The sequence below is a fragment of the Microbacterium gubbeenense DSM 15944 genome, from assembly GCF_000422745.1.
GTDB classification, from domain to species: Bacteria; Actinomycetota; Actinomycetes; order Actinomycetales; family Microbacteriaceae; genus Microbacterium; species Microbacterium gubbeenense.
Window position 1 is genome coordinate 308739 of record NZ_AUGQ01000002.1, and the last position, 18584, is coordinate 327322.

At 68.8% G+C, this 18584-nt stretch carries 22 protein-coding genes; 4 read left to right on the top strand and 18 right to left on the bottom strand.

Going from position 1 to position 18584, the window contains the following annotated elements:
* Positions 1 to 6: 6 nt before the first annotated feature.
* The 7 genes from G510_RS0103405 to G510_RS0103435 all read right to left on the bottom strand — a co-directional run bounded on the left by G510_RS0103405 (position 7) and on the right by G510_RS0103435 (position 6221).
* Positions 7 to 939 (bottom strand): 1-phosphofructokinase family hexose kinase, encoded by a 933-nt coding sequence (locus G510_RS0103405; RefSeq protein ID WP_029152466.1) that lies wholly within the window; start codon positions 937 to 939, stop codon positions 7 to 9.
* A complete protein-coding gene (locus G510_RS0103410) occupies positions 936 to 1715 on the bottom strand; it encodes a DeoR/GlpR family DNA-binding transcription regulator (protein WP_029152467.1) in 780 nt (259 codons plus the stop codon). The genes G510_RS0103405 and G510_RS0103410 overlap by 4 nt, the downstream gene beginning before the upstream one ends.
* Before the next feature lie 96 nt (positions 1716 to 1811).
* The gene (gene ccsB, locus G510_RS0103415) at positions 1812 to 2801 is read right to left on the bottom strand and encodes a c-type cytochrome biogenesis protein CcsB (protein WP_029152468.1); all 990 of its coding nucleotides are present in this window, start codon (positions 2799 to 2801) and stop codon (positions 1812 to 1814) included.
* Between the two features lie 10 nt (positions 2802 to 2811).
* Entirely contained in the window at positions 2812 to 4470 is a 1659-nt protein-coding gene (gene resB / locus G510_RS15255; protein ID WP_036321733.1) for a cytochrome c biogenesis protein ResB, read from the bottom strand.
* Entirely contained in the window at positions 4451 to 5200 is a 750-nt protein-coding gene (locus G510_RS0103425; protein WP_029152469.1) for a cytochrome c biogenesis CcdA family protein, read from the bottom strand. The genes resB and G510_RS0103425 overlap by 20 nt, the downstream gene beginning before the upstream one ends.
* The gene (locus G510_RS0103430) at positions 5197 to 5805 is read right to left on the bottom strand and encodes a TlpA family protein disulfide reductase (RefSeq protein ID WP_036321735.1); all 609 of its coding nucleotides are present in this window, start codon (positions 5803 to 5805) and stop codon (positions 5197 to 5199) included. Before G510_RS0103430 ends, G510_RS0103425 begins: the two co-directional genes overlap by 4 nt.
* A 44-nt stretch (positions 5806 to 5849) precedes the next feature.
* The gene (locus G510_RS0103435) at positions 5850 to 6221 is read right to left on the bottom strand and encodes a DUF3054 domain-containing protein (RefSeq protein ID WP_029152471.1); all 372 of its coding nucleotides are present in this window, start codon (positions 6219 to 6221) and stop codon (positions 5850 to 5852) included.
* A gap of 22 nt (positions 6222 to 6243) precedes the next feature.
* On the opposite strand from G510_RS0103435, the gene G510_RS0103440 reads away from it, so the two are divergent.
* Positions 6244 to 6870 carry a histidine phosphatase family protein gene (locus G510_RS0103440; RefSeq protein WP_029152472.1) on the top strand — a complete coding sequence of 209 codons (627 nt, stop codon included), beginning with the start codon at positions 6244 to 6246 and terminating at the stop codon, positions 6868 to 6870.
* A 23-nt stretch (positions 6871 to 6893) separates the two neighbouring features.
* Here G510_RS0103440 and G510_RS0103445 read toward each other — a convergent pair whose 3' ends face one another.
* The 3 genes from G510_RS0103445 to G510_RS0103455 all read right to left on the bottom strand — a co-directional run bounded on the left by G510_RS0103445 (position 6894) and on the right by G510_RS0103455 (position 9249).
* The gene (locus G510_RS0103445) at positions 6894 to 7445 is read right to left on the bottom strand and encodes a hypothetical protein (protein ID WP_029152473.1); all 552 of its coding nucleotides are present in this window, start codon (positions 7443 to 7445) and stop codon (positions 6894 to 6896) included.
* Positions 7446 to 7514: 69 nt separating this feature from the next.
* A complete protein-coding gene (locus G510_RS15260) occupies positions 7515 to 8456 on the bottom strand; it encodes a DUF368 domain-containing protein (protein ID WP_245563221.1) in 942 nt (313 codons plus the stop codon).
* Between the two features lie 133 nt (positions 8457 to 8589).
* Positions 8590 to 9249 (bottom strand): DedA family protein, encoded by a 660-nt coding sequence (locus G510_RS0103455; RefSeq protein ID WP_029152474.1) that lies wholly within the window; start codon positions 9247 to 9249, stop codon positions 8590 to 8592.
* A gap of 114 nt (positions 9250 to 9363) precedes the next feature.
* Between G510_RS0103455 and G510_RS0103460 the strand changes: the two genes are divergently transcribed.
* Positions 9364 to 10989, top strand: coding sequence for an FUSC family protein (locus tag G510_RS0103460; RefSeq protein ID WP_029152475.1), 1626 nt, complete (start codon positions 9364 to 9366; stop codon positions 10987 to 10989).
* A 59-nt stretch (positions 10990 to 11048) separates the two neighbouring features.
* Positions 11049 to 12818 (top strand): aspartate--tRNA ligase, encoded by a 1770-nt coding sequence (aspS, locus tag G510_RS0103465; protein ID WP_029152476.1) that lies wholly within the window; start codon positions 11049 to 11051, stop codon positions 12816 to 12818.
* Positions 12819 to 12945: 127 nt separating this feature from the next.
* On the opposite strand, the gene G510_RS0103470 is transcribed toward aspS, so the two are convergent.
* Positions 12946 to 14454, bottom strand: a complete 1509-nt coding sequence (locus tag G510_RS0103470) for a molybdopterin-dependent oxidoreductase (protein ID WP_051216267.1) — start codon at positions 14452 to 14454, stop codon at positions 12946 to 12948.
* A 155-nt stretch (positions 14455 to 14609) separates the two neighbouring features.
* On the opposite strand from G510_RS0103470, the gene G510_RS18480 reads away from it, so the two are divergent.
* Positions 14610 to 14909, top strand: a complete 300-nt coding sequence (locus tag G510_RS18480; RefSeq protein ID WP_029152478.1) for a Dabb family protein — start codon at positions 14610 to 14612, stop codon at positions 14907 to 14909.
* Positions 14910 to 14917: 8 nt separating this feature from the next.
* Here the strand turns inward: G510_RS18480 and G510_RS0103480 are convergent, their stop codons facing one another.
* The 7 genes from G510_RS0103480 to G510_RS0103505 form a co-directional block, all read right to left on the bottom strand.
* Positions 14918 to 15406: an FBP domain-containing protein gene (locus G510_RS0103480; protein WP_029152479.1), complete on the bottom strand. Its 489-nt coding sequence runs from the start codon at positions 15404 to 15406 to the stop codon at positions 14918 to 14920.
* Between the two features lie 173 nt (positions 15407 to 15579).
* Positions 15580 to 15843 carry a glutaredoxin family protein gene (locus G510_RS0103485; RefSeq protein WP_029152480.1) on the bottom strand — a complete coding sequence of 88 codons (264 nt, stop codon included), beginning with the start codon at positions 15841 to 15843 and terminating at the stop codon, positions 15580 to 15582.
* Entirely contained in the window at positions 15840 to 16130 is a 291-nt protein-coding gene (locus tag G510_RS0103490; protein ID WP_029152481.1) for a rhodanese-like domain-containing protein, read from the bottom strand. The genes G510_RS0103485 and G510_RS0103490 overlap by 4 nt, the downstream gene beginning before the upstream one ends.
* A 73-nt stretch (positions 16131 to 16203) precedes the next feature.
* A complete protein-coding gene (locus G510_RS17785; protein WP_003792170.1) occupies positions 16204 to 16302 on the bottom strand; it encodes a 30S ribosomal protein bS22 in 99 nt (32 codons plus the stop codon).
* Between the two features lie 118 nt (positions 16303 to 16420).
* On the bottom strand, positions 16421 to 16624 hold the full coding sequence (locus G510_RS0103495) for a helix-turn-helix domain-containing protein (protein WP_029152482.1): 204 nt from the start codon (positions 16622 to 16624) through the stop codon (positions 16421 to 16423).
* A gap of 88 nt (positions 16625 to 16712) precedes the next feature.
* Positions 16713 to 17318: a response regulator transcription factor gene (locus G510_RS0103500; RefSeq protein ID WP_029152483.1), complete on the bottom strand. Its 606-nt coding sequence runs from the start codon at positions 17316 to 17318 to the stop codon at positions 16713 to 16715.
* Between the two features lie 85 nt (positions 17319 to 17403).
* Positions 17404 to 18582, bottom strand: coding sequence for a sensor histidine kinase (locus tag G510_RS0103505; RefSeq protein ID WP_051216268.1), 1179 nt, complete (start codon positions 18580 to 18582; stop codon positions 17404 to 17406).
* Positions 18583 to 18584: the final 2 nt, after the last annotated feature.

The following is an 18584-nucleotide window of genomic DNA, read 5'->3' on the forward strand; positions in this document are numbered from 1 at the left end:
CAGTGGTTAGAGAACTCGAGTGAGGCGGACGTCGCCTGCAGGAAGGTCGTCGGGCGACGCGAGGCGCGTGCCCGGCAGGGAGGCGGTGGCGGATCCGTGGCGCACGGCGCTCACGAGAGCCGCCCCCGGTTCGGATCCCGCGACGTGCGCGTGGAGGTAGCCGGCGAGCGAGCTGTCGCCCGCGCCGACGGTCGAGCGCACGCGCACGTTCGGAGGGATCGTCGCGTGCAGAACGGTCGACGCGTCGACGAAGAGCGCGCCTGCGCCGCCGAGCGTGACGAGCGCGGATCCGACCTTCGCCGGCACGAGGGCGCGCGCGATGCGCGAGACCTCCTCGAGATCGGAGGTGACGGCCACGCCCGCGAGCTCGGCGAGCTCGATCTCGTTGGGCTTGATGAGGTCGGGATGACCGTGTGCCACGGCGCGGGTCAGGGCCTCCCCCGACGCGTCGACAGCGATCAGCGGCGGATGAGAAAGCCGCGAGCGCACGGCCTCGATCACGCGCACGTAGAAATCGTCTCCGGCACCGGGCGGGAGGGATCCGCACAGCGCGAGCCAGGACGCCCCCTCGCTCGCCGCCACCACCGCGTCGATGAGCTCTTCCGCGGTGTCCGGCGCGAGGCGCGGCCCCGGCAGGTTGAGCTTGGTGGTCACGCCGTGAGGATCCGTGATCGTGAGGTTTGCGCGCGCACTGCCCGTGATCGGGACCACCGTGTGGTCGATCCTCCCGAGGAGCGCAGCATACGGATCCGCCGGATCGAGCGGCAGCACGGCGCGCACGTCGTCGCCCGCGGCGGCGAGCACGCGCGCGACGTTCACGCCCTTGCCGGCCGCGTCCTCGCGGATCGCGGCGGCGGCCTGCACGTCGCCGACGACCAGGGCCGCGGGAAGCTCGACCGTGCGATCGAGCGCCGGGTTCGCGGTGAGGGTGACGATCATCGGGTCCACACCTCCACGTCGTTGTCGGCGAGGGCTGCGGCGAGCGCCGGATCGGGCTCCGCGTCCGTCACGAGCACGTCGATCTCGTCGAGCCGCGCGAAGCGGGTGAGCGATTCGCCGCCCAGCTTCGAGGAGTCGACGAGCGCGATCACCCGGCGCGCGGATCGGACCATCGCCTTCTTCACGGCGGCCTCCTCCGCGTCGGGCGTGCTGAGGCCGAAGTCGGCCGAGAGCGCGTTCGCGCCGACGAACGAGACGTCGGGGCGCAGCGCCTCGATCTGCCGCACCGTGTCGATTCCGACGGCGGCACCGGTCACCGACCGCACGCGGCCGCCGAGCACCGACAGCTCGATCCCCTCGCGGCCCGCGAGAGCGGCGGCGTGCGAGACGGCGTTCGTGACGACCGTCGTTCGGCCGCCGCCGATGCGCCCGAGCAGCGGATCCACGAGCGCGCCGGTCGTCGTGCCCGCGTCGAGCAGCACGGATCCGGTGAACCCCGCGGGGATCGCGAGCGCGGCGCGCTCGGCGATCCATCGCTTCTCGGATCCGCGGTGCGCGAGCCGCTCGCCGACGCCGCGCTCGACGAGGCTCGCGCGTCCGGCCGCGATGGCACCGCCGTGCACGCGGCGGAGCGCGCCCGATTCCTCGAGGGCCTGCAGGTCGCGGCGCACGGTCTCGGTCGTGATGTCGAACTGCGCGGCGAGGTCGCGCACGGAGACCCGCCCCGCATCGCGGACGGCGCGCGCGATGAGATCCAGCCGCTCTGCCTGATACATAAACCAGACGTTACAACATGATCCCAACCAAAACAACACTCATGCGCAGAAAAGCGCCCTCCGCCGGATGACGGAGGGCGCTTTTCTACGACTCGATCAGCTGATGCCGGAGTACGCGTGCAGGCCGTCGAAGAACAGGTTCACGATCGTGAAGTTGAACAGCACGGCGGCGAAGCCGACGATCGCGAGCCACGCGGAGCGCACGCCGCGCCACCCGCGCGTCGCCCGTGCGTGGATGTACCCGGCGTAGAGCACCCAGATGATGAAGGTCCAGACTTCCTTCGTGTCGAAGCCCCAGTACCGTCCCCAGGCGTCCTGCGCCCAGATCGCGCCCGCGATGAGAGTGAAGGTCCAGAAGATGAAGCCGATGATCGTCACGCGATACGCGAGCGACTCGAGGTCCTCCGCCTTCGGGATCGTGCGCAGGAGGCTCTTCTTCTCCGCGTGCTCCGGATCCTCGCGCACCCGGCGCTCGCGCCTCGTCTGCAGCAGCTGCAGCACGCTGAGCGCGAAGGCGAGCGCGAGGAACGCGGTCGCGAGCGACGCGACGAAGACGTGGATCACGAGCCAGGTCGACTTCAGCGGATCCGACAGCGGCGTGATCTGCACGTAGATCGCCGGGAGTGACGCGGCACCGAGCAGGATCGTCACGAGCCCGGTCATGAAGGCGCCCACGTATCGCAGGTCCTTCCAGAACAGCACGCCGAGATACACGGCGGTGAACAGCACGGTCGCCGTCATCGCGAACTCGTACATGTTCGACCACGGCACGCGCCCGGCGCCGATGCCGCGCAGCACGGTGGCGGCGAGGTGCAGCAGGAACGCGATCCACGTGAGGGTCGTCGCGATGCGCCCCATCACGTTGTTCGTGTGCGGAACCGGCTGTCCGGCGTCAGCGCCCGATGCCGGCGACGAGCCGGATCCGCCTGCCATCACGAGCTCGCGATCCTTCTGCCGGATCGACTCGTCCGACCGCTTGGCGAGGTCGACCGCATAGCAGATGAACGCCAGCGCGTAGACGGCGATCGCTGTCCAGAGCGAGATGACGGACCACGTGTCGAACATGAGTGCGTTATCGGAGGGCATGATATCGATTCTAAGAAGTCAGGTCGGATTTATGGCCGTCGGCGAGATCGTCGACGGCGCGACGGATTGCGGGATCCTCGCCGCGCGCGAGCCCCGCGTATTCGATGCGCACGCCGTCGTCGGTGGGCGTAACCTTCACCCAGAGGCGTCGGCGCGGAACGAGCAGACCGGTGATGAGGCCGGCGACGATGAGGATCGCGAAGCCCAGCACCCAGATCTTCGAGGCGTCGTGGTGCACCTGCAGCGAGACGAAGCGCTTGACGGATTCGGTCGCGCCGATCTCGGAGACATCGGCTTCTTCCGGCGTCTCATCCTCGAACGTGATGGATCCGCGGTCGCCGGGCAGATCGACGGTCTCGCCGGGCGCGAGCTCCAGCGACGTGAGCTCCGAATCGGGCCCCGCGATCTCCTCCATGCCGCTCGGGTCGAGCGTGTACACGGATCGCGGGGTGCCGTCGTCGATGCCGAGGTCGCCCACGTACGCGCGGAACGTGAGCACCGGGTTGTACAGGTCGGCGAACCCGGATGTGAACGCGCCCGTTTCGAGCTCGACCTGGGTCGGGTAGAAGAACCCGATGAGGCCGAGCTGCTCCTCGAGGCCGTCCGGCACCTTGACCACACCGGTCGAGGTCATGGTGTTGTCGGCGCCCGGCAGGAACGGCACAGAGTCGCTGAAGACGATCTCGCCGTCGGCGTCGCGCACGGTGATCGTCGGCGCATAGCCGTTGCCGAGCAGGTAGATGGAGTCGTGGAAGACGTCGAGCGGGTGGTTCACGCGCACGGTGTCTTCCGTCGCGGATCCGTCCGGCTGGCGCACCGTCACGTTCGCCTGGAAGTCGCCCGCCTGACCCGCGCCGTTCTGCCCGAACGGCACGTACGACACATCGAACGAGTCGAGCGTGACGGCGTACGGCTCGAGCGCCTCGTCGGCGACGAGGCGGCCCTTGTTCATCGACGAGTAGTTGATGAGCGAGTTGACGAAGGTCGACCCCTCGATAATGACCGACTGCCCCGTGTACGCGAACTGACCGCCGAGACCGACGCAGACGAGGATCCCGACGAGGGCCGCGTGGAAGACCAGGTTGCCGGTCTCGCGCAGGTATCCGCGCTCGGCCGACACCGAGAGGGATCCACGGGCGTCGTACCGCTCGATGCGGTAACCCTGCCGCTTGAGGCGCTTCTCGGCGCGCGCGATCGCTTCTTCGGGATCCGCTTCGAGGCGCTCTTCACGGAAGTCGGCGAGACGACTCAGCCGCGCGGGGGTGCGGGGCGGCCGTGCCTTCAGCGCCTTGAGGTGGTGCTTCGTGCGCGGCAGGATGCAGCCGACGAGCGAGACGAACAGCAGGATGTAGATCGCGGAGAACCACACCGACGAGTACACGTCGAACAGCTGGAACCAGTCGGCGATCGGGTACGCGTCGGGGTTCTCGGTCTCCCACTGCGTGACGCCGTTCGGATCGGCGGTGCGCTGCGGGAAGATGGATCCGGGGATCGCCGCGACGGCGAGCAGGAGCAGCAGCACGATGGCCGTGCGCATGCTCGTGAGCTGGCGCCAGGCCCAGCGCAGCCAGCCGACGAAGCCGAGCTTCGGCTGCCGCACGTCCGACTCGACGCTGTCGAAATGATCGCTCGGCCGCTGCGGATCCGACTCAGATCGGGAGTTCGACACTGCCGATCACCCCCTGAAGACTCAGCATGATCCTGCTCCAGATCCCAGACACCATGAGGAGTCCGAGCAGGATCAGCAGCGATCCGCCGATGATGTTGACGGTGCGCACGTGGCGGCGCATGAACGAAAGCGACTTCGTCGCCCACCCGAGCCCGAGCGCGACGATGAGGAACGGGATCCCGAGGCCCAGCGAGTAAGTGAGGCCGAGCAGGGCGGCGCGCCACACGTCGCCGGTGTTCCAGGACAGGCTCATGATGACGGCGAGCGTCGGGCCGATGCACGGCGCCCAGCCAATGCCGAGGGCCAGGCCGAGAAGTGGTGCCCCCACGAGGCCGAGGTTCGACTTCATGACCGGCTTCGCCTGTCGCTGCATGAACCCGAACAGGCCGAGAAAGACGAGACCCATGACGACGATGACGACGCCGAGCACCCGCATGATGATGTCGTTGTACTGCAGGAAGAAGATTCCCAGGCCGCCCGAGAAGATGTTCATCGCCATGAACACGACGGTGAACCCGGCGATGAACAGCAGCACGCCGATGACGAGGCGCCCGCGCGGCGCGAGTACGCCCTCGCTCTGCCGCGGCATGACGGCTCCGGAGATGTAGCCGAGGTATCCCGGTACGAGCGGCAGGACGCATGGCGAGAGGAACGACAGCAGTCCCGCGGCGAGCGCGATCGGCAGCGCGACCCAGAGGGATCCGGCGCCGACGAGGTCCGCGAGGTTCACGCCGACTCGTTGACGATGTCGCTGACGAGGGTGTCGAGGATCGACGCCCCCTCGAGCTTGCCGATGATACGAGCGGCGACGCGACCCTCGCGGTCGAGCACGAGGGTGATCGGGGTCGATTGCAGGGGCGTCGCAGCCGCGAAGGCGAGCTTGACGGCCCCGTCCTCGGCGTCGATGAGGCTGGGGTACGTCACGCCGTACGTGTCGGCGAATGCGCGGGCGGCCTCGGGCTGATCCTCGGTGTTCACTCCGACGAACGTCACGTCATCGCCCTGGTGCTTCTGCCAGACCGACTCGAGGTCGGCGGCCTCGACGCGGCACGGCGCACAGTTGGCATACCAGAAGTTGACGACCGTGACGTCGCCCGCGGTGTCTTCGCTCGACAGCTCGTCACCGGTCTCGGTGGTGCCGGCCCACTCGACGGGCTCCCCGCGATCGTCGGGCGCGATCTCCTGCACCTGGAACTCGCCGGCGATGTATCCCTTGTTGTCGCCGGAGAGGTACTGCTCGGCGACCGGGTCATTCGCACAGGCCGCGAGCGTCGCCGCGAGAACCGCGACCGACGCGAGGGCGCCGATTCGGCGAAGCAGTGTTGTCGAGGGCACGGGCCTAATTCTACGCGTTGTAGTAGGAGGAGGCTGAGTGCGGCTCAGGCCCGGCGAGCGCGGCTCCTGGCCACCAGCGCCGCAATGGCGCGCCACCCGACGAGGAAGGCGCCGAGCACGAGCAGCGTGACGATCAGGAACGACCAGGCGAACCCGCCGCCGGTGAGCACCCGCAGGATCATGCCGGCGCCGACGGCGAGGAGCCAGATCGGAACGCCCGAGCGCAGCGGGCGCGCGGGGGCCTTCCACGCGAGGCTCACGAGCCAGCCGATCGCGGCGCCGGCGACGAACGGCCAGGCCACGATGAGCAGTCCGGGGAGGATCGACCCGTGGTGGTTCGCCATGCCAATTGCTGCGAACGCGACGATCAGGACGAGATCGATGATGGCGGCAAGGATCCAGGGAAAGCGGCGCATGGGTTCACGGTAGCGTGGGCGCATGCCTGCCGAGCGCCTGCACCTCGTCCGCCACGGAGAGGTCCACAACCCCGATCACCTGCTGTACGAGCGGATCCCGGGCTTCGGCCTCAGCGAGGCCGGCCGAGGCATGACGCGCGCCGCCGCCGCTCACATCGCCTCGCTCGGACGGCCGGTCACCCGCCTCGTGTGCTCGCCGCTGCAGCGCACCCAGGAGTCGGCCGAACCGTTCGCGCAGGAGTTCGGGCTCACGCCCGTCCTCGACGAGCGCGTCATCGAGCCGTGGAACGCGTTCGCGGGAAAGCGCATGAAGAATGCCGCGCTGAACCCGATGAACTGGCACCTGCTGATCAACCCGTCGACGCCGAGCTGGGGCGAGCCCTACGCCTCAATCGCGTCGCGCATGCTCGAGGGCATGCACGCCACCTGGGATGCGGCGGAATCCGGCGACGCCGTCATCGTCACGCACCAGTCGCCGATCTGGGTCGCGCACCTCGCCGTCGCCGGCGAGAAGCTGCCGCATTCGCCCACCGCGCGCCGCTGCGCGCTGTCGAGCGTCACGAGCTTCGAGCGCCGCACCGACGGCTCCTTCGTCGAGGTCGCGTACGTGGAACCAGCCGCGGCGGGCGTCGACCGGGGGGCGGTGTAGACGCTCGGCCCGCGCCGATGGAGTCACGCGACGCTCGAGGCCTCCGTCAATCCGTCGTCGACGCGCCAGAGCCACGAGCTCCCCAACGGGTCGCAGAACTTCATCGCCGTCACGAGATGCTTGGGAGACTTCGTGATCGGCATCAGCCCGTCGGTGCTCACGATCGGCTTCGGCAGGTCCCATCCCGCAGATTTCGCCCGCACGAAGTAGTGGCCGGGAGGCAGCACAGCGATGCGGATCGAGGGTGCATCGCCTTTGACATCGATCACAACGTCGCGAAAGACCGCGGCACCGCTTGATCCGTTGACGACCTCGACTCCCCACCCGGAGGTGTCGGAACCGACCCACCAGGCTTGCAGCTGCGAGGCTACGCCCTCACGCCTCGCCCGCTCCGCCTGCGAAAGTGTGTCCGCACGCCCTTTATGGCTGACGTCGAGCGTCTTGTGACTCGTGTCGTTCGCTTCCCGGGCGAATGAGTTCGCCTTCATCGCGACGATAAGAGCAGAGATGGACACCCCCGCCGCCACGATCGATGCGATGCCGCCGACCCATTCGCCGACCGAACCGATATCCATACATCTCCCCCGCTGCGTGTCCATGCGCCGCGTTCACGCTATCAGCGGCGCCCGCGGGTGTCGTGGGCGTCAGCTCGACGAGGAGATCTCACCGACGCGCCGCCTCGTCAGGGCCGTCTCCACCGCGATGAGGATGAGCACCACGGCTGCTCCGCCGACCGCCAGCAGGATCGGCACGAGCGGATCCGTCGGGGCGAGCAGAGCTCCATGACCGTCGTCGCTGCCCGCGCCCCCCTGCCACGGCCAGAGGGCGCGCAGGGAGCCGAGCATCAGACCGGCCATGACGAGCAGCGTCATGCGGCGATACTTGTCGAGCAGCACTCGGATCACGCGCACCACCGTGAACAGGCCGATCAGCGCCCCCAGCGCGAAAACGCCGATGTAGGCGAGATCACGCTCGTCGACCGCCTGCAGCGTGGGCGAGTAGAGCCCAACGGCGAGCAGGAAGAAGGACCCGGAGACGCCCGGCACGACGAGGGCGCACACCGCGACCGCCGCTGCGACGAAGACAAAGACGAAGTTGGGACTGTCGATCGATCCGCTGCTCGCGAACCCGACGAGGAAGAACGCGACCCCGGCCGCAACGACGAACGAGACGATATCGACCGCGAGGTTCTTGCGTTTCGGAAGCAGCCGGAACGGGACGACAAGGCTCGCAGCGACGAGGCCGAAAAACAGTCCGCGCGCGTTCTCCGGGTTCGCGGCAACGAGGTGCTCGACGGTCCCGGCAGCGAAGAGGATGGCGCACGCCATCCCCACGAGCAGCGGAACCACGAGCCACCAGTCGACGTCCGAGATCCGCCTGCGGAAGCCCGCTGCACGATCCGGGCCGACGACAAGCGTCTTGAACGCTCCGCCAAGCGAGCTGGCGGCATCCAGCGCGCGCTCGTAGATGCCGGTGACGAGCGCGATCGTGCCACCCGAAACACCGGGCACGAGTTCGGCCATCCCGATGAGGAATCCGCGGAGGGCGTTCCACGGCGTGTGGATCGGACGGGCGGTATCGCTCAAGACTTCTCGCTTTCGTCGGGTGGCGCCCAGCGCGCCTGCGCAGACTCTATCGGCGGGACGCTCGTCGATCGCTGGGGAAATCCCCGCCTCATGAACACGGCCATGGTGAACCTGCTCAGTCCGCCGCGCCGGATCATACGGCGCGCTCGCGACGGATCCTCAGCACACGCGCGACGACGAACCACACGATGAGCGCCACCACGACGACGATCACGACGTTCTGCACCACGTCCATGTAGCCCTCGACGACGTGCCACGCCGATCCGAGGAACCAGCCGATGACGATGAACACCGTGTTCCAGATCAGGCTGCCGAGACCCGTGTAGAGCAGGAAGCGCCAGATCGGCATGCGCACGACGCCCGCGGGGATCGAGATCAGGCTTCGAAAGATCGGCAGGAACCTGCCGAAGAAAACGGCGACGGACCCGTGCCTCTCGAACCACGCGACGGTCTTGTCGATATCATCGGCGCGCAGCAGCGGGATCTTGTCGAACAGCCAGCGCAAGCGCGTCACGCCCACGAACATGCCGATGAGGTACAGCGCGAGCGCCCCGACGAGGGAGCCGGCAGTCGCCCAGAGGATCGCCGGCACGATGCCGAATGCGCCCTGGTGGGCTGCGAAGCCCGCAGCGGGCAGGATCGCCTCACTCGGGATCGGCGGGAAGATGTTCTCGAACGCAATCGCGATGCCGACGCCGACAGGACCGATGTGGTCCATGAGCGACACCGACCACTCCACGAGTGCGGCGAGCCACGACTGCTGCGCGACGATCGAGTCGGCGGTCTGGCTCATGATGTTCTCTTCCGTCAGAGGATCGACCCCGTCTACGCTACGGGGCGTCGGCTCGCCGCGCCCTGTGGAAATCCCCACACGTGGATGTCAGACCGCGTGCCTACCCTGGACCGAGTGACGAATTCGAGCGGTCATCTCCCCACCCGGTCGCTTCCGCGCGTGAGGCCGCAGTTCGCCCTCTGGCCGGCCCTGCGCTCGGTGCGTGCGCCGCAGGATACGTGGTATCTGCGGTCGGCGGGCCTCCTCACCTCGGCGGTCATCGCGCTGTCGATCCTCGTGGCCTTCGATCGGCTCGATCTCGGCGCGTACACGATGGCTGGTTCCATGACGGCGCTGTTCTCGCACGCGCTGCCCTATCGACGCCGAGCGATCACACTCGGCGGCTTCATCATCATGCTCACACTCGGGTGCGCGATCTCGATGACGACCGCCGCCGCGACGGAGAACATGCTGTGGCGCATCCTGGTCGCCTGTCTGCTCGCCGCGATCATCAAGGTCGCCCACGACGCTTCGAACGTCGGCATGCCTCCCGCCGTGATCCCGATCTTTCTCGTGACCGCTCTCACGTTCACGCCCCAGACGTGGCAGGACCTGCCGCTGCACATCGCGCTCGTCGCGGGCGCGGGCGCGATCTCGTGGTGTGTCTCGCTCGCGCCAGGGCTCGTGCGACGAGACGGGCCGGAGCGACGTGCCGTCGCCACCGCGATGCGCGCGACGATCCCCGTGGGCATGGATCCGCAAGATCCGGCCGCCCGCGACGCCCTCGCCGCCGCGATCACGGCCGCGCGCCGCACGCTCGCGTTTGCGCGCGGAGCCGACCGCTCCGCGCTCGAGGCGCACATCGTCGCTTGCGAAAGGATCCTCGTGGATCCGTCGCTCTCGTCACCCGAGAACGCGCGCGCGAACGCCCAGCAGATCCTGCGGGCCCGCACTGCGATCCCCGCGCCGCCGCTCACGGACGCCGAGCGCGCCGAGATCCGAGGCACGCGCCTCGCGCACGCAGCACCCCGCACGTTCTCCGCGCGGCACCCGATCCTCGCCGCGTTTCGCCCGACGTCGCCGTCGGCGCCGTTCTTCTGGCGCGCGCTGATCGGCTGTCTCGCCTCGGCGCTCACCTCGTGGGCGCTCGGCGGCGACCGGCCGTTCTGGGCGATCACCGCCGCGGGCGTCATCGTGCAGCCGAACCTGCTGCTCACGTGGCGCAAAGCCCCGCCGCGCGCGCTCGGAGCCCTTGTCGGCGTGTGGCTGTTCGCGCTGATCGCGCCCGTCGCTCACATCGATCTCCTCATCGCGGCGGTGATGATCCTCGCGCTCAACACCCTCACCGAGATGTTCATTGCGCGCAACTACTTCATCTCGCAGGTGTTCATCACCCCTCTCGCCCTGCTCATGAGCCAATTCGGCGGCCCACTGCCGTCGAGCGAACTGATCCTCGAGCGATCCGTCGACACGGTGCTGGGCGTCGTCGCCGGTCTGCTCGCGGCATTCGTCATTCGCAACGGGCACCTGCGCCGGCATGCCAAGGCCGCGGTCGTGCGCCTCGAGCAGGCGTCCCGGATCCCCGACGACCTCGACGCCGACGGCGCGCGGCGCACGCGCAGCGAGATCATCGCCGCCCTCGCGGCCGTGGCCGCCGCCGTGCGCACCGCCGATAACGAGTGGTGGACGCACCGCGTCGACGAAACGAGGGTGATCGCGGCGCAGAAGCGGGCGCACGAGGCGCTCGACCGCCTGGGATAGTTCAGCCGGCGCGATTAGGATCGTCTGGATACCTAGTCCCCTCACCAAAGGATCTTGAAGTGCTGCGCACCCACAAGGCCGGCTCGCTCCGAGCCGAGCACATCGGTCAGACCGTCACCCTCACCGGTTGGGTCGACCGTCGCCGTGATCACGGTGGAGTGGCCTTCATCGATCTGCGCGATGCTTCGGGCATCTCGCAGGTAGTCATCCGCGACGAAGAGACGGCGCACCCGCTGCGCAACGAATTCGTCCTCAAGGTGACCGGCGAGGTGTCGGGACGCCCCGACGGCAACGCGAACGACAACCTGCCCACGGGCGACATCGAGGTCATCGCGACCGATGTCGAGGTACTGAACGAGTCGGCCCCATTGCCCTTCCAGGTGTCGACCGCGCTCGACGGCCAGGAGACGGTCGGCGAAGAGGCGCGGCTCAAGCATCGCTACCTCGACCTGCGCCGACCGGCGCCCGCGAAGGCGATCCGCCTGCGGTCCGAGGCCAGTCGAGTCGCCCGACGCGTGCTCGATGAGAACGAGTTCCTCGAGGTCGAGACGCCGACGCTCACGCGCTCGACTCCCGAGGGAGCCCGTGACTTCGTCGTGCCGGCACGCCTGAGCCCCGGATCCTGGTACGCCCTCCCGCAGTCGCCGCAGCTGTTCAAGCAACTGCTGATGGTCGGAGGCGTCGAGCGCTACTACCAGCTCGCCCGCAGCTACCGCGACGAGGACTTCCGCGCCGACCGGCAGCCCGAGTTCACGCAGCTCGACATCGAGATGAGCTTCGTCGACCAGGAAGACGTCATCGCCCTCGGCGAGAAGATCGTCAGCGAGCTGTGGAAGCTGATCGACGTCGAGGTGCCCACGCCGATCGAGCGGATCACCTTCGCCGACGCGATGCGCCTGTACGGATCCGACAAGCCCGACCTGCGCTTCGGCAACCCGATCGTCGAACTGGCGTCGTACTTCTCGGAGACGACGTTCCGCGTGTTCCAGCAGGAGTACGTCGGATCCGTCGTGATGCGCGGCGGCGCCTCGCTGCCCCGCCGTCAGTTCGACGCGTGGCAGGACTGGGCGAAGTCGCGCGGCGCCAAGGGCCTCGCCTACGTCACGTTCGCCGAGGACGGCACGCTCGGCGGCCCCGTCGCGAAGAACCTCTCCGACGCGGAGCGCGACGGGCTAGCTGAGGCCACCGGCGCTTCCCCCGGAGACGCGGTGTTCTTCGCCGCGGGATCCACCTCCGACGCCCGCGCCCTGCTCGGTGCGGCCCGCGTGGAGATCGCGAAGCGCACGGGCGACATCAACGACAAGGACTGGGCGTTCGTGTGGGTCGTCGACGCGCCGCTGTTCAAGCCGACCGGCGAGGATCCCGAGGACGTCGACCTCGGCAACTCGGCCTGGACCGCCGTGCACCACGCGTTCACGTCGCCGAAGCCGGAGCACCTCGACACGTTCGACACGGATCCGGGCGGCGCGCTCAGCTACGCCTACGACATCGTCTGCAACGGCGTGGAGATGGGCGGCGGATCGATCCGTATCCACCGCCGCGACGTGCAGGAGCGCGTGTTCGAGGTCATGGGCATCGGCGAGGAGGAGGCGCAGGAGAAGTTCGGCTTCCTGCTCGACGCCTTCGCGTTCGGCGCCCCGCCGCACGGCGGTATCGCGCTCGGCTGGGACCGCACGGTCTCGCTGCTCGCGGGCGTCGATTCGATCCGCGAGGTCATCGCGTTCCCGAAGACCGGCAACGGCTTCGACCCGCTGACCGCGGCCCCCGCCCCGATCACCCCGGAGCAGCGCGCCGAGGCCGGCGTGGACTTCGTCCCCGAAGAGGACTGAGCTTCTCCCCTCATCCCGGTGCCCCGACGTGGGGCACCGGGATGCGTGCGTTCGGGAGGAGATTTCGCCTGACTACGGAGAAAACAGGCCCGAACCCTGATCCAGAGGCCGAATCTCCTTCTGAAGCTCACGCGGCCGTGACGCGCACCGTGTGGTGGCCGGTCGCTCCGTTCGGGGCGGGCGGGGCCTGCTCCGCCGTCTGCGTCTCGCCCGCTCGGCTCAGGGCCCGGCAGGTCAGGTCATGCTCGCCAGGTGTCAGCGTCGCCGGCAGGCTCCACTGCACCCACGTGTCGTCGGAGATGGCGGTCGCGAGGCTCGCGCGCTGCCAGGATCCGCCGTCGACGCGCACCTCGACGCCCGCGACGCCGACGTGCTGCTGCCACGCGACGCCGGCGACGACCGTCTCCCCCGACGGCACCTCGGATCCGCGCGGCACGTCGATGCGGGAGTGCAGCTTGATGGGGCCCTCGGCCGTCCATCCCCGGTCGGTCCAGTACGCGCGCGCCCGGTCGAAGCGCGTGACCTCCAGGTCGACGACCCACTTCGTCGCGGAGACATAGCCGTACAGCCCGGGCACGACCATCCGCACCGGAAACCCGTGCTCGAACGGCAGCGGATCGCCGTTCATCCCGACCGCGAGGATCGCGTTGCGGTCGTCGGTCAGGGTCTCGAGCGGGGTGCCCGCCGTGAACCCGTCCTGCGAGCGCGACAGCACCATGTCGGCCTCGGGCAGCGGACGCGCGTCGGCGAGCAGGTGCCGGATCGGGTATCCCAGCCACAGCGCGTTGCCGATCAGCCCGCCCCCGACCGTGTTCGACACGCACGCGAGGGTCGTCACCGACTCCTCGAGCGGGAGCGCCAGCAGCTCGTCCCACGTGAGCGTGATCTCGCGCTCGACGAGGCCGTGGATCCTGAGGCTCCACTCGGCCGGATCGATTTCGGGCACGATCAGCGCGGTGTCGATGCGGTAGAACTCGTTGTTCGGCGTGATCAGGGGAGCCACGCCCTCGATGCCGAGGTCCGCGCCGTCGGGCACGCTCGCGCGGTTGTGGGCGGACGGCAACCGGATCGCGTCGCGCACCACCCGGATCGAGCGCCCCGTGGCATTGCCCGCGCCCGACCATGCCGCCGCGGCCCCGCCCACCACGGCCGCGGAGACGGTCGCGACGAGGAAGCCGCGACGCGAGAGCCCACCGGCCTGATCGGCCGTGGGGCGGATCAGCAGCCAGACGCCCGCCGCCCCCGTCGCGCCAGCGATCGCGGACGGAAGAAACGCCAGCGGATCCGCGTCGGCGCGCGTGACGGCGGCGACGATCCCGATCGCACCGAGCAGGCCTGCGAGCGCGGATCCCCACGGCGGGCGGATCCGCTGGACCAGCCCGGCGACCGCGGCTGCGCCGAGCAGCACGGCGGCGATCAGGACGAGCAGCGCGACCTTGTCCGCGGTCCCGAACAGCGCGATCGCGGCGTCCTTCGCCCAGGTCGGCGCGAGGTCGATGAGCGCGGACCCGATCGATGCGAACGGGCTCGACCGCGGTGCCGATACGGCGGCGACGAGCTCGCCGAGCCCCGCGCCCGCGATCGCCGAGGCGACCCCGGCCCACCCGGCTGCACCCGCCCCGATCCGCTTCTCCATGCACTGAGGTTACGGCGCACAGTGGTGCGGCGTGCGGTTCGGGAGCAGATGCGCGGCGGCTGCAGAGAGTTTGTGGCCGATCTCGACGTCGGCGGCCGAAGCTCCTTCCGAAGTGCGGGCCCCAGACCAGGGCCCGGAGCCTCTACGCTGGAGCCATGATCCGTCACATCGTGATGTTCGGCGTCGACGCCGACAACGACACCGACCGCAACGCCAAAATCACCGAGGCAGCTGTCCGCCTCGAGAAGCTGGTCGGGGTGGTTCCCGGCCTCCGCTCGATGACGGTCGGTGCGAACGGCGTCGACATCGAGGGCAACTACGACTTCGCCCTCGTCGCCGACCTCGATGACGCCGACGCCCTCGGGGTGTACGCGAACCATCCCGCACACCTCGAGGTCTCGTCGTTCATCGGCTCGTTCAAGACCGCGCGCGCCGCGATCGATATCGAGCTCTGAGAATCGCGCTAGGACGTCGCGCCGACGTCCCGGGCGAAGCGCTCGACGGTCGCGCGGAACGCCGCGATCCGTGACTGCCTGGCCGCCTCCACGTCGAACCCGAGGTAGGCGGTGCGGGGCGTGGACCGGGCGTTGCGGTTGCATTCGAACTGCGCGCACACGTAGGTGCCGACCGTGTCGCCGCGGCGACCGGCGGCCCCGGCGCGCTTCGTGCTGAACATGACGACCTCGTTGGGCAGCGTCACATCCGCGCACCACACGCACTGGGTGCGGCGCAGCGGTGTCTGTTCGGCCTGTCGCATGAGGAAGCCGATGGGCTCGTCGTCGACGATCGTGACGACGTACCCGACGAGCGGCATCTTCGGATCGCGCCAGCCGAGGTAGTCGATGTCGTCCCAGGCGACCGCGTCGAGGTCGGGAATCGCGACCGCCTTGCGTTCGCGGAGTGAGACGTTGGTGAACGAGGCCCGAATCTGGGCTGCGTCGAGAGTGCGCATGATGAAGTTCGCTTTCGTGACAGAGAGATTGAGTAAGCACCGCGATCAGCGGTAGGTGACGAATGCGCTCACTCGGCAATCGACGCTGTGCGCGTCGACGGCCTCCCTGCTGCCCGATGGGCTCTCTGCGAAATCACGCGATAGAGTCTACGCCCCTGCGCGCGACGCGGACGCTACGACGCTTTTCCTCGGAGAGCCGCGGCGAGCCGATCCTGCGAGACGCGCCAGTGGTCGTGCAGTTCGCCGTCGATCAGCACGACCGGGATCTTCTCCCACCACTTCTCGTACAGCGCATCGTCGTCGAGGATCGATGTCTCCGTCACCTCGACGGAGCCCGCGACCGACTCGGGCAGATCCGCCAGCGTGACGTCGATGACCTCGCGCGCGACGCCGCAGAGGTGGCAGTCGGGCTTCGTGAGGAGGGTGACCTCGGTCACCGCTCGACCTCGTAGCCCGCGTGGATCCATGCGTCCGTTCCGCCCGCGACGTTGGTCACGTCGTACCCGCGCGGCTCGAGCGCGAGCGCCACCTGCGCCGAGCGTCCCCCCGACTTGCAGATCACGTCGAACTCGGCGGGCAGCTCGTCGAGCCGGGCGCCGATCTCGGACATCGGCACGTTGACCGCACCGGGCGCGTGGCCGTCGTCATACTCGAACGTCTCTCGAACGTCGATGAGGGGAATGTCTGTGCGCGCCTTCAGTTCGGCGACCGTGATCTCCTGCATGGTTCCATTCTCCCACCCGTCAACGCAGAAGCGCCGGTCCGACGAATCGGGACCGGCGCTTCTGTAACGTCGACTACTTCTTGTTGCGACGCTGGTGACGAGTCTTACGAAGCAGCTTGCGGTGCTTCTTCTTCGCCATACGCTTGCGGCGCTTCTTGATGACTGAACCCACTTGGAACCTCACTAATCTCGGGCTGGATGCCTGGCACGAACGTGTGCCGACGTCCGAGAACGATCTGGCAGGAAAAAGTGCCTCAGAGCATCTTATCGCATGCCCTGGGCGTGAACTGTCAGCCGGCGAGCGACCCGTGGTCGTCGCCCGGCAACTGCACGAACTGTGCGACCGCGCTCTCGGGAACGCGGTAGCTGCGACCGAACCGCACGGCGGGGAGTTCCCCCGAGTGCACGAGGCGGTAAACCGTCATCTTGGAGACGCGCATGATGTCGGCGACCTCTGCGACGGTCAGAAACCGCACATCGGGCATATCGGCCATGGTGAATCTCCCCCGGAAAACGTGTTCAGCTCAGCTTATGGGGTGCGGGAGACGGATGTAAACCCGTGTGGCGGATGTGATTTTGGGATCACAGCCATCCGTTCGCCTCGGCGGCGCGAGCCGCCCCCACCCGGTTCGTGGCGCCGGTCTTCGAGATCGCGGCCGACAGGTAGTTGCGCACGGTGCCCTGCGAAAGGTGCACGGCGCGGGCGATCGCCGCCACCGGATCGCCCGCGAGCGACGCGCGCAATATCTCGCGCTCGCGATCCGATAGCGGGTTCGTTCCCCCGACGATGGAGTCGGCGGCGAGCGACGGATCCACAACCCGGCGCCCCGCATGCACCGCGCGCACGGCGTCGGCGAGCTCTCCGGCGGGGGTGTCCTTGACGACGAACCCGCTCGTGCCCGCCTCGAGCGCGCGGCGCACGTAGCCGGGGCGGCCGAAGGTCGTCACGATGATCGACCTGACCGCGGGCAGTTCCGCGGTCAGGAGACGCGCGGCCTCGATGCCGTCGACGCCGGGCATCTCGATATCGAGCAGACACACGTCGACATCGGCCGCGCGAGCCGCCGCCACGACCTCGTCGCCGCGCCCGACCTCGGCGACGACGTCGATGTCCGGTTCGAGCTGCAGCAGCGCGGCGAGCGCCCCGCGCACGAGCGCCTGATCATCGGCAAGAAGGATCCGAATCATGACTCTGTTCCGTTCGCGGGTGCCGGGTGGTCGTGATGAGCGCCGATAGTGGTCATTCGGCACCCGCGTATTCTCGTGGGCGGCATCACCATTGCACCTCCAGGCGGGTGCCCGGGCCCTCGCCGGGCTCGGACAACCTCAGCGTGGCGCCAGCGGCATCGACGCGCTCCCGCATGCCCCTGAAGCCCCCGATGGCGACGTCGGCAGGCGTCCCGACGCCGTCGTCCTCGACGATGATGCCGTCGTTCGCGAGCACGACGCGGCACGATGACGCGTGCGAATGCCGCACGACGTTGGTGATCGCCTCGCGCAGCACCCAGGCGACGACGATGCGGTGGCGCGGATCCACGGTGGCGGCATCCGACGGCACATCCGCGTCGATGCCCGCGTCCGCGAGGGCGGAACGCGCCGCGATCAGCTCGTCGCCGAGCCGCGCGACGCGCAGCCCGGACACGGTCGCACGCACCTCGGCGAGCGCCTCGCGGGAGAGGCTGCGGATCTGCGAGATCTCATCCTTCGCGCGGTCAGGATCGATGTCGATCAATCGCTCGGCGAGCTCGGCCTTGACCGTGACCACCGTCAGGCTGTGCCCGAGCACATCGTGCACGTCGCGGGCGACGCGCTCTCGTTCCGCGACGAGGGCCATCTGGCGCTCGACCACGTCGTGACGCTCCTGCGCGGTGATGATCAGGCGCACGAGAGCCACCGAGACGAAGACGATCGCCGGCGGCATGAAGAGCACGCCCAGATCCTCGAACCCGTTCGGTATCGCGGCCAGCCACACGGCGAGAACGAGGTACTGCCCGAACAGCATCGCGGCGGCCAGGAGGATCGCGCGCTTCGCGTGCCCCGTGAACATGGCGATCGACACGAGGAACGAACCCGCTCCGAGGGCCTCTGGGCCGACGAGCAGCGCGGCGGCGACCATGATGACGATCATGACCACGAGCGCGAGACGCCCGCGCACCGCCGCCACGTCCCAATCGTCGGTGGTGACCATCCAGATGTACGCCGCGATGTACACGGCGCTGTACACCACGAGAAGCGCGGCCGCGGCGATGCGCGGTGCCAGGGGCGCGGGGCTCGCCAGCGCGCCCGAAATCGGGAATGCCATGAACACGACCCAGACGATGCCGAAGATCCAGGAGAACTTCTCCCACGGACCGCGTTCATCCCACGATGGGTCGGCGGTCGTGTCTTCGCGCAGCAACACCGCGGGCGACAACGCGTCCTCGTCCCCCGCGGCCCCTGTCATGGACACCATGT

Excerpts from the sequence above, each read along its gene's own strand:
- G510_RS0103405 (WP_029152466.1), bottom strand. The coding sequence starts at position 939 with ATGATCGTCACCCTCACCGCGAACCCGGCGCTCGATCGCACGGTCGAG.
- G510_RS0103410 (WP_029152467.1), bottom strand. The coding sequence starts at position 1,715 with ATGTATCAGGCAGAGCGGCTGGATCTCATCGCGCGCGCCGTCCGCGAT.
- ccsB (WP_029152468.1), bottom strand. The coding sequence starts at position 2,801 with ATGCCCTCCGATAACGCACTCATGTTCGACACGTGGTCCGTCATCTCG.
- G510_RS0103435 (WP_029152471.1), bottom strand. The coding sequence starts at position 6,221 with ATGCGCCGCTTTCCCTGGATCCTTGCCGCCATCATCGATCTCGTCCTG.
- G510_RS0103440 (WP_029152472.1), top strand. The coding sequence starts at position 6,244 with ATGCCTGCCGAGCGCCTGCACCTCGTCCGCCACGGAGAGGTCCACAAC.
- G510_RS0103445 (WP_029152473.1), bottom strand. The coding sequence starts at position 7,445 with ATGGATATCGGTTCGGTCGGCGAATGGGTCGGCGGCATCGCATCGATC.
- G510_RS0103455 (WP_029152474.1), bottom strand. The coding sequence starts at position 9,249 with ATGAGCCAGACCGCCGACTCGATCGTCGCGCAGCAGTCGTGGCTCGCC.
- G510_RS0103470 (WP_051216267.1), bottom strand. The coding sequence starts at position 14,454 with ATGGAGAAGCGGATCGGGGCGGGTGCAGCCGGGTGGGCCGGGGTCGCC.
- G510_RS18480 (WP_029152478.1), top strand. The coding sequence starts at position 14,610 with ATGATCCGTCACATCGTGATGTTCGGCGTCGACGCCGACAACGACACC.
- G510_RS0103480 (WP_029152479.1), bottom strand. The coding sequence starts at position 15,406 with ATGCGCACTCTCGACGCAGCCCAGATTCGGGCCTCGTTCACCAACGTC.
- G510_RS0103490 (WP_029152481.1), bottom strand. The coding sequence starts at position 16,130 with ATGCAGGAGATCACGGTCGCCGAACTGAAGGCGCGCACAGACATTCCC.
- G510_RS0103495 (WP_029152482.1), bottom strand. The coding sequence starts at position 16,624 with ATGGCCGATATGCCCGATGTGCGGTTTCTGACCGTCGCAGAGGTCGCC.
- G510_RS0103500 (WP_029152483.1), bottom strand. The coding sequence starts at position 17,318 with ATGATTCGGATCCTTCTTGCCGATGATCAGGCGCTCGTGCGCGGGGCG.
- G510_RS0103505 (WP_051216268.1), bottom strand. The coding sequence starts at position 18,582 with ATGGTGTCCATGACAGGGGCCGCGGGGGACGAGGACGCGTTGTCGCCC.